The organism is Candidatus Accumulibacter vicinus (assembly GCF_000584955.1).
Lineage (GTDB): Bacteria > Pseudomonadota > Gammaproteobacteria > Burkholderiales > Rhodocyclaceae > Accumulibacter > Accumulibacter vicinus.
This window is the reverse complement of sequence record NZ_JDSS02000043.1, coordinates 58,696-67,258: the sequence shown is the minus strand read 5'-3', so window position 1 is coordinate 67,258 and position 8,563 is coordinate 58,696. Positions and strand designations below refer to the sequence as shown.

Genomic DNA, 8,563 nt, shown 5'->3' with positions numbered 1-8,563 from the left:
CGAGCCGAGGATCTGCGGCGACTGTGGCAGACGGGTGCTCGGCAGGTAACCGCGAATCGCGGCGAACCAGGCCTCATAGGTCGCCGGCTTCTGTTCGCGCAGGCACTTCAGCGCATAGTAGGTGAAGGCGCCGTTGGGCCGGGCACGGAAGCTGCTGTCCCAACTGTATTCGGTGTCCTGGCAGCCAGCCAGGAGCAGGTCGCCACCGCTGCGCCGGAGACCACCGACCAGGGCACGCGGCCGGTTCGCCGAAGCCGGCAGTTCGTTGCCCGGCATCCAGTCCTGCAAGGGCATGTAACGCGCCCGCGGCATGCCCGGATCGATGTCCGACTCGTCGCCACGCGTCACCGAACCCGAATGGCAACTGTCGGAGATCAGCAGGATGCGCACGCCGGCGGCGCGCTGGGCGAACAGGACCCTGATTTCGTCGTCGAGCAACGGCCCGACCGTGCTGATGTCCCAGGGGCAGAGGCCCTCGTCACGGCCGTCGGGTTCGTCGCCGTTGCTGTCCGGTACCCAGGTGCCGTGGCCGGAATAGGTGATGACTACCGAATCGCCGGGCTGGGCGCCGGCGGTCAGGCCGCCGATGCCGGCGCTCATCGCCGCTCGCGTTGCCTGGGCGTCGATCAGCGTGGTGACGGTGAAGCCGCGGCCACCGAGTTCGGTCGCCCAGTCGTTGGCGTCATTGACGCAGCCCGACAGGTCGTTGCGGGTGCCCGGATAATCGTTGATGCCGATGCATAAAGCGCTTCTTGCCATGACAAGTCACCTCCCGAGGGTTGCCGGCCAGCGCGGAATGGCCAGCCCGGCATGGTTCGTCGGCCCCGGCTGGCAGCGTGGCCAACAACATACCTGCGACATTGCCAGTGCACCGCAGCGCGCCGAGGCAACGCCGCCGACACTGACGAAATCAGCATGGAACATGGCCACGCCGATGTCAAGGTGGCGGTGAGGCCGTTCATGGCCGCCCGACCGATCAGCCAGACGGACGGGATGTTTAGGGGTTTCAGGATCGGCGGGCCTGGCGCCGCAGCAATGCCAACAGGCCAAATGGAACGACTCCTGCTCCGGAGGCATGACGAAGATTCGCCGCGCGATTCTGATCCTGTTGTGTTGCCCGCGCTGCAGGCATAAGATTTGCGGGCCATGCCATTCCGATTGCTTCGAACGACATTCCTCTACGTTCTGCACGCGCTGATCGTGGCGGCAGCGTGCATTGCTGCCGCACATGCGCAGGCGCAGCCTGCGCCGCCGGGACGGACGGACTCGCTCGGCAAACCCCTCGCTCCGTCGCCTGCCGGATTGGCGCCGGGAACGACAAGCCGAATGGCCGGCGTCACCCCCTCCAGTCAGGGACGGCGCATCGCCCTGGTGATCGGTAACAGCGCCTATCAGCACCCCGAGAACCTGCCCAAACTCGTCAACCCCGCGCATGACGCGGAGGACATCGCCGCCGCCCTGCGCCGCTTCGGTTTCGAAGTCATCGAGCGCAGGAACCAGACGCTCGAAGCCATGCACCAGAGCATCGCCGAATTCGGCAGCAGGATCGGTGGCAGCGAAGCGGCCTTGTTCTTCTTTGCCGGGCATGGCATTCAGGTCAGGAATCAGAACTACCTGATGCCGGTCAATGCGAAGGTGGAAAGCGAAGCAATGGTTCCCTACCAGGGCGTCAACGTCAACCAGATCCTCGATGAAATGGACAATGCCAGGAGCCGCGTCAACATCGTGATCCTCGATGCCTGCCGCAACAATCCGGTCAGTGGCAAGTTCCGCTCGGGCCGAGCGCGCGGCCTGGCCAGTCCTGACATCGTGCCCAAAGGCACGGTGATCGTGTATGCCACCGATCCGGGTAACGTGGCGGCTGATGGCGATGGCCGCAACGGTTTGTTGACCGCCGGGTTGCTGACCGCTTTTCAGGGCAGGGATCTGAGCCTCGATGGCGTTCTGACGATCGCCAGCGCGGAAGTCGAACGTGCCAGCCGGCAAACCCAGACGCCCTATGTCAACGGTCCCAAAACCCTGCAGAAGAATTTCAGCTTCAACGTCGCCATGGCACCCAACCCCACAGAAACCGAAACCCGATTCTGGAACGAAGCCAAGGCGAGCGGCACACGGGAAGCTTTCGAAGCCTACCTCAAGCGCTTTCCGTCGGGCACCCATGTCGCGCTTGCCCGGGGAGAACTCAGAAAGTGGGAAGAACCCGAGCGCGCGTCGAAGCCACAGGAGGGCATCGAACGGAAGGGGGTGGGAGGAACGGTACCGGCCAGGACCGAAAAGACCCAGAAAAACTCTGCTCCGGTACTTGCCCCGGTGGACAAACCGGATATCAAGGTCGGTGACAGATGGGTGTATCGGAACATCAATCTCTGGAAGAACGAAGAAAGCGCCAGTGTCGAATTGAAGGTGGCTGCAATCAGAGGAGACACCATGACCGTTGATCGAACATTAATCGATTCAAAGGGCGCTGCAGGGGCGGGAAGCGAGCGTTCGTCCAGGAGAACGGCCGATCGATCGACCTGGACCCTGCTTGATCCCAACGTGACTCATGGCAAGCGCCTGACCCTGCTGTTCCCCCTGGAAGTCGGGAAAACCTGGGATTTCGAGTATTCAATCAAACGCCCGGATGGCGATGTCGTGACGCATAAACGCTCTGCCCGCGTGGAAGCGTGGGAGGACGTCGAGGTGCCGGCAGGAAGGTTCCGGGCATTGCGGGTGGTTCATTCAGGCCGCATCGAACGGCCAGGCAGGGCGGGCCTACTGTCGGGTAATGTGTCCGAAATCTTGTGGTACGCGCCCGAGATCAGGTCCATGGTCAAGCACGAGTATCGCGACACCATGGGCCACCTGCGAACCCGGGACCAGTTCCGCCAGGAACTGACTGCATACGACATCAAGTGACCCTGGTTTCACCTCAAAGCTCGAGGAGACGAAACTCCTGACTTTCCGCGATTCTGACGACATCGCCGGGGCGCAGGCGCGTTTCCCGATCAATCCGTTCGCCGTTCAGGAAGGTCCCGTTGCCGCTTCCCAGGTCCCGGATCGTACAGCGGTCCCCGTCGAGCCTGATCTGCGCGTGCAGCCTGCTCACCAGGGCGTCGCTGATGACGAAGTCGTTTTCCTTGGCGCGTCCGATGGTGGTGATGCCTGCGCGGATTTCATGCCGAACGAGCGTGTCGATGCGCGAGATCAGTACCAGACGCAGCGATGACCGTTTGGCCAGCTCCGGGGGGGGCAGCGGAAACACCCGCAGTACCTGGGTCGCGGTGCTGCCCAACATCGGCGCCTGGTGTTCCCAGTCGTTCTCGAACACGGCATTCAACCGTCGCAGAACGTCGGCGTCGTCGACCGAGATACTGAGTTCGCGGCGGCGATCGAGACTCTCCGTCCGCAGGTTCATGCTGCCGATGACCGCCGCGGTACCGTCGACGATCGTGCACTTGGCGTGCAGCTTGTAGCGCGGGGCCGCCCGGAACTCGATCTCGGGCGGCAACCGGACCCTATGCTCGGCGTCACCGAGAACGCGGACCAGCACCCCGCTTCTGGCTTTCTCCACCAGCAGGCGGATGATTGCCGGGTCCTCCACTTTCGCGTCGGCGATGTCGATCGAATCCATGGCCGTCTGCAGCAAGGTCGTCATTTTCGTGCGACTGTTGAACGGGCTGACCAGCAGCGGCGAATCCCTGTCAGGCTCAAAGGGCCTGTCGTCCCAGTCGGCGTCAAAGAGCCTGTTGATCTCGGCGGCGATCGCCGGATCGTAGACTTCAACACCAAAGTCACGCGCGTAGTGGAGATTCTCGCGTGTCGGGTTGAAAGTGAACACCAACGCCTCTGCGTCGTCTACCGTCATGGTCTTGTAGTGGTAGCGGGCCCGCTTGCTGTCACCGGCAGGCTCCCTGGTCGAAATGCCGGCCTCGTTGGCATCCTTGAGGAGCTTTCGGTTCTGCTCTTCCCAACCGCGCGCGCTGCTCGAGATCAGCACGCGGATGCGAACGCCACGCTGGCGGGCCTCGATCAGGGCGCGCTGGATGATCGGGTCGTCCATTCTGAATACGGTCAGGTTGATCGAGCGTTCTGCCCGGTCAACGGCGCGCACGATTGGAAAGAAGCTGTCGCCGGGTTGAACGATGAGCGATATCTTGTAACCCATCACGGGATCCTGTTCGGCAGCTTGACAGACATCGCCTGGAAAGGCGTCGGTGCCTAACTATCCGGCTGCGCGACGGCCAAGCGGGCCAGATAGTTCTGATGAACGTTGAGCGTCAGCGCATTGGGGCGAATCGACTTGATGGCCGCTGTCGCTGCCGCCAACGAATTACCCCGTTCGACCAGGATCTGTGCAGCGACCAGGCCCGTTCGACCGGAACCGCCCTTGCAATGGATCGCTATTTTCTGGCCGTCGTCGAGCAGTTGATGCACGGCCCGTCGTTGCGCCGACCAGGCAACAGCAAATTCTTCCTCTGGCGCATGATCGTCTTCGATGGGCAAGTGAAACCATTGCAAACCGAGTTCCGGACAGAGATCAGCCATGTTCGTCACGGCATTGCTGGCCATTTCGGCATCCGGCATCAGCGTGATCACTGCGGCGGCACCGGCCGTGATCAATTGTGCGAGTGCAGTGGCCAGTTCCACCCCCTTGGTTCCTGGACAAGGAGTCAGAATCAGGCCTGCGCCATCATCGGCAAGCGGCAGCAAATCATAGGGATGGTGGTTCATGGCATGATGAGAAGAATGGGGGATCGGGCCTGTAGAATCGCTATTGCCGTCAAAGAAGGATAGGAAATCCAACCGTGCTATGGTGAGTATATGAGCGCCCATCAGGCGGCGTCAATCTCCGGGTTTGTTTCAGGAGCCCAGGCAATGGCCGTTCGTCTGGCTTCGAGCTTTGCGCTGGTGCGCCTGCACGCTTCCAGTTCCTTAAGCGCTACATGGGTTTTCCAGCCGATCCGTGGATCAGGAGCGAAACGATGAAAACCAACGAAGCCCGCAGACTGCTGCGCCACATGTTCGAAGCGGCAATCACCGCTGCGCAGCCGGCGCACTGCATCCCGCAGCATCTGCCGGCTCCCCCTCGCGGCCGACTGATCGTGATCGGTGCCGGCAAGGCATCGGCAGCGATGGCCAAGGCGCTGGAGGAGCACTGGCCGGGCAAATTGTCGGGACTGGTCGTGACCCGCTATGGATATGCTGTTCCCTGCCAGCGCATCGAGATCGTCGAGGCGGCGCACCCGGTACCGGACGCCGCCGGGATCGCTGCAGCGCAGCGCATCCACGCCCTGGTGCAGGGGCTCAGTGCCGACGATACCGTGCTGTGCCTGATCTCGGGCGGCGGCTCGTCGCTGCTTGCCCTGCCGCTCGCAGGGCTGAGCCTGGTCGACAAGCAGGCCGTGAATCAGGCCTTGCTCAAATCCGGCGCTTCGATCTCGGAGATGAACTGCGTCCGCCGCCACCTCTCGGCTGTCAAGGGCGGGCACCTGGCCGCTGCCTGCCACCCGGCGCGCGTGGTGAACCTCATGATCTCCGACGTGCCCGGCGACAACCCGATCGATATCGCCTCCGGTCCGACGGTTGCTGATCCCACCACCTGCGCCGATGCCTTGGCGATCATCCGCCGCTATGGAATCGCCGTACCGCCAGCAGTGCTCGACATCCTCGAGAGTGGCCGCGGCGAGTCGATCAAACCTGGCGACGCGCGCCTGGCCAGCGTGGAGACGCGCCTGATCGCGACACCGCAGATGGCCCTCGAAGCCGCCGCCGTGGTGGCACGCCAAGCCGGCGTGGCGGCGTACATCCTGGGCGAGGCGATAGAAGGCGAGGCGCGCGACGTGGGCAAGGTCATGGCCGGAATCGCGCGCCAGGTCGCTGGTCACGGCCAGCCTTTCGCAGCACCCTGCGTTCTGCTCTCCGGCGGGGAGACGACGGTAACCGTGCGCGGCAAGGGGCGCGGTGGGCGCAACGTCGAGTTTTTGCTTGCCCTTGGCGTGGCGCTGAACGGGCATCGCGGCATCCACGCCATCGCCGGCGACACCGACGGGGTAGACGGCCAGGAAGAGATCGCCGGCGCCTGGCTCGCACCGGACAGCCTGGCGCGCGCCTGGGGCAAGGGTATCAAGCCGCTGGTCAGCCTGGATGACAACGACGGCCACGGCTTCTTTGCAGCCCTGGGCGATTCGGTCATCACCGGGCCGACGCTGACCAACGTCAATGACTTCCGAGCGATTCTGGTGACCCACGAGTCCCCCTGAGACCTCATGCCGAATGTTTGGCAGTTCTCCGCATCCAAGCAGGGAGCGATGGACCATCGAGGTGAGGCCGCTGCACGGTGAACAGGATCGCGAAAGGACCACCTGGGAACTCGGATGATGATGAGGCGCGCCCGGACACCGCTGAAGCCATGGTCCATATTGCCGCTGCTTACCTCATGTTCCGGCGCCTCGCGTTGTTTTTGGAGGGTTCTTTAGACGACTGCCACTCGATCGTATCCACCGGCCTTGGCGTTGTGCAGCGCAGCGGTTGCGCGCTTCAGCAGATCGTCAATCGACGTGTCGCCGGCCTGGACTTCGCTCACCCCGACACTGACCGTGAACTGAACGGTGCCGTTGTCGCTCGGGATCGATATGCCGGGGATCGCTGTGCGAATTCGTTCGGCGACCAGGACGGCTTCCCGGGCTCCGGTATTGGGCAGCAGAAGCGCGAATTCGCCACCTCCGAGTCTGCCAAGAAGGTCCATGTCACGCAGGCCTTCTTTCGCGGTATTGGCGAACAGGATCAAGGCCTGGTCACCAACGGCATGACCATAACCGTCGTTGATTCGCTGGAAAAAATCGATATCGAACAATACGATGGTCAGGGGGATGTGCCGGCGACGCGCGCGTGCGACCTCTTCTGTGAGTGTTTCGAAGAAGTGCTGGCGGCTGCTGCTGCCGGTCAGCAGATCGGTCGTTGTCAGGCGCTGCAATTCGGCATCCTGACTGGCGAGCGCCTGTAGCAGGCGCAGCGATCGATAGGCGATGACCGCCAATGGCAGGGTCACTCCCAGTCCCAGCAGGATGACCCAGGCCGTCTGTCGTAGCCAGGCAGCGAGCGCTTCATCGTAGTCTTCCGAAACCATGATCACCAGCGGGAAATCGGGCATTGACGAGTAACTGATGAATTCTCGCGCCCGGGTGTCGGGGCTGGCATCAGGCAGCACCAGGGCCTGTGGTTGCTGCGCGAGATGCTCGCTGAACAAAACTTCGCCGGCCATCGAGTGGCCGGGCAGCAAGTCGTCAAGTGGTGCCCTGGCCAGCACTGTACCGTCGCGCTTGAGCAGCGTAATGGCCCCGCCGGGTTGGCGTTGTTTTTCGTACGACCGGGTCAGCGTTGGCAGGTCGATCACCGCGAGAAGTACCTGGATGTCGTGCGTCGGGCGTCGCAGCGACAGGCTGATCGGCAGGCCGTCGTGGTCAGCAAGCGGTTTGCGCGTGGGGCTGCCGAAAAACAGGCCCGGGCTGTTCAGGGCACCCTTGAAATAGTCGCGGTCCGCAACATTGGCCAGCGGCCCTTGGGCGGGGTCAAGAATGTCGAACATCTGGCCATCGCCGGCAAGCAGGTAGATATCGATCGAATTGTCGGTTCTGGCACGAAAGGTTTCGATCAATTGCCGAAAGGTCTTGTCGGTGCGGGGATCCAGATCAGGGTTTGCTTGCAGCCAGTGCTCACAACTAGTCAGGAAAGTATCGGCGACGCGAAACTTCTGTCGGGTCTGCTCTTCGACGGCGAGGGTCATGCGTTGTAGAAGCCCGCCGGTAGTGGCGATACTTTGATGGCGATCCGAGACGACCGAGACCATCAGTGCCAACCACAGTGCGCCGACCAACAACAAAGTCACCACAATGACCGTGCGCGGGTTGGCCCATTCCTCAATATGCTTGATGCTCTCCTTTATCATGCTGCCCGCCACGGTTGCCGATCGATTGGTCGTATTCTACAGTCTGCTGACATTTTTCGCTTCCGTGCCGCCCGCGCAGCATCCTTAGCCATGACCTCACGGGGGCCCGCCCGCCGCTTGATGTGCAAATCGCGTCAGCGAGACGCCTCCTCCGTCGCCGGATCGGCTTCGTCGCCCTGCACATCAATGATGCCGGTAAATAACTCGATGGCCGTGCGGGCGACCTGGGAAGTGTCGTAATAGGCATAGGCGCTGGCGCCAATCGCTCCGAGAACCGGGATCCAGCGCGAAATCCCTCTGCCGATCACCCGTTGGGAGAGGTGCATGCCGATCTTCAGAGCGACCGACTGGGTCTCGGGACGCGAGGCGAGATGGACGACATGGCGCCTGCCGATCTTGGCAACCAGATCGCGAACGATCTGTGGATCGGTGTGCCGGAACAGACAATAGAGCATCTCTTCGCGGTTCAACTCGTCGCTCTTCCCATAGCAACCGGCGAGATCCGCAACCATCTGCGTCTGGAGTTTCCACAGCGAACGCAGTTCGGGAAGGAGGGTAAGCCAGCCGAGTGGGCCAGGCGGCAGGGTCAGGCTGCCGGCAGTGACGGCAGCCTGTCTGGCTGCCGCGCGGGCGATT

The 8,563-nt window shown here is 62.6% G+C and carries 7 protein-coding genes; 2 read left to right on the top strand and 5 right to left on the bottom strand.

The genetic code is table 11. The annotated features are described in order from the left end of the window. Positions 1–759: caspase family protein (locus tag CAPSK01_RS18590; protein ID WP_034930224.1), on the bottom strand; the 759-nt coding region annotated here is incomplete at its 3' end. A 387-nt stretch (positions 760–1,146) separates the two neighbouring features. On the opposite strand from CAPSK01_RS18590, the gene CAPSK01_RS23950 reads away from it, so the two are divergent. After that, positions 1,147–2,898, top strand: a complete 1,752-nt coding sequence (locus CAPSK01_RS23950; RefSeq protein WP_273704058.1) for a caspase family protein — start codon at positions 1,147–1,149, stop codon at positions 2,896–2,898. 13 nt (positions 2,899–2,911) lie between these two features. On the opposite strand, the gene CAPSK01_RS18575 is transcribed toward CAPSK01_RS23950, so the two are convergent. Next, positions 2,912–4,147: a phospholipase D-like domain-containing protein gene (locus CAPSK01_RS18575; protein ID WP_034930218.1), complete on the bottom strand. Its 1,236-nt coding sequence runs from the start codon at positions 4,145–4,147 to the stop codon at positions 2,912–2,914. Positions 4,148–4,200: 53 nt separating this feature from the next. Next, positions 4,201–4,713, bottom strand: coding sequence for a dual specificity protein phosphatase family protein (locus tag CAPSK01_RS18570; protein ID WP_034930216.1), 513 nt, complete (start codon positions 4,711–4,713; stop codon positions 4,201–4,203). Positions 4,714–4,964: 251 nt separating this feature from the next. Here CAPSK01_RS18570 and CAPSK01_RS18565 point away from each other — a divergent pair, with 251 nt between their 5' ends. Continuing rightward, positions 4,965–6,242 carry a glycerate kinase gene (locus CAPSK01_RS18565; protein WP_034930213.1) on the top strand — a complete coding sequence of 426 codons (1,278 nt, stop codon included), beginning with the start codon at positions 4,965–4,967 and terminating at the stop codon, positions 6,240–6,242. Between the two features lie 212 nt (positions 6,243–6,454). On the opposite strand, the gene CAPSK01_RS18560 is transcribed toward CAPSK01_RS18565, so the two are convergent. Next, positions 6,455–7,927, bottom strand: coding sequence for a diguanylate cyclase (locus CAPSK01_RS18560; protein WP_273704057.1), 1,473 nt, complete (start codon positions 7,925–7,927; stop codon positions 6,455–6,457). A 134-nt stretch (positions 7,928–8,061) separates the two neighbouring features. Beyond that, positions 8,062–8,563: hypothetical protein (locus CAPSK01_RS18555; RefSeq protein WP_034930439.1), on the bottom strand; the 502-nt coding region annotated here is incomplete at its 5' end.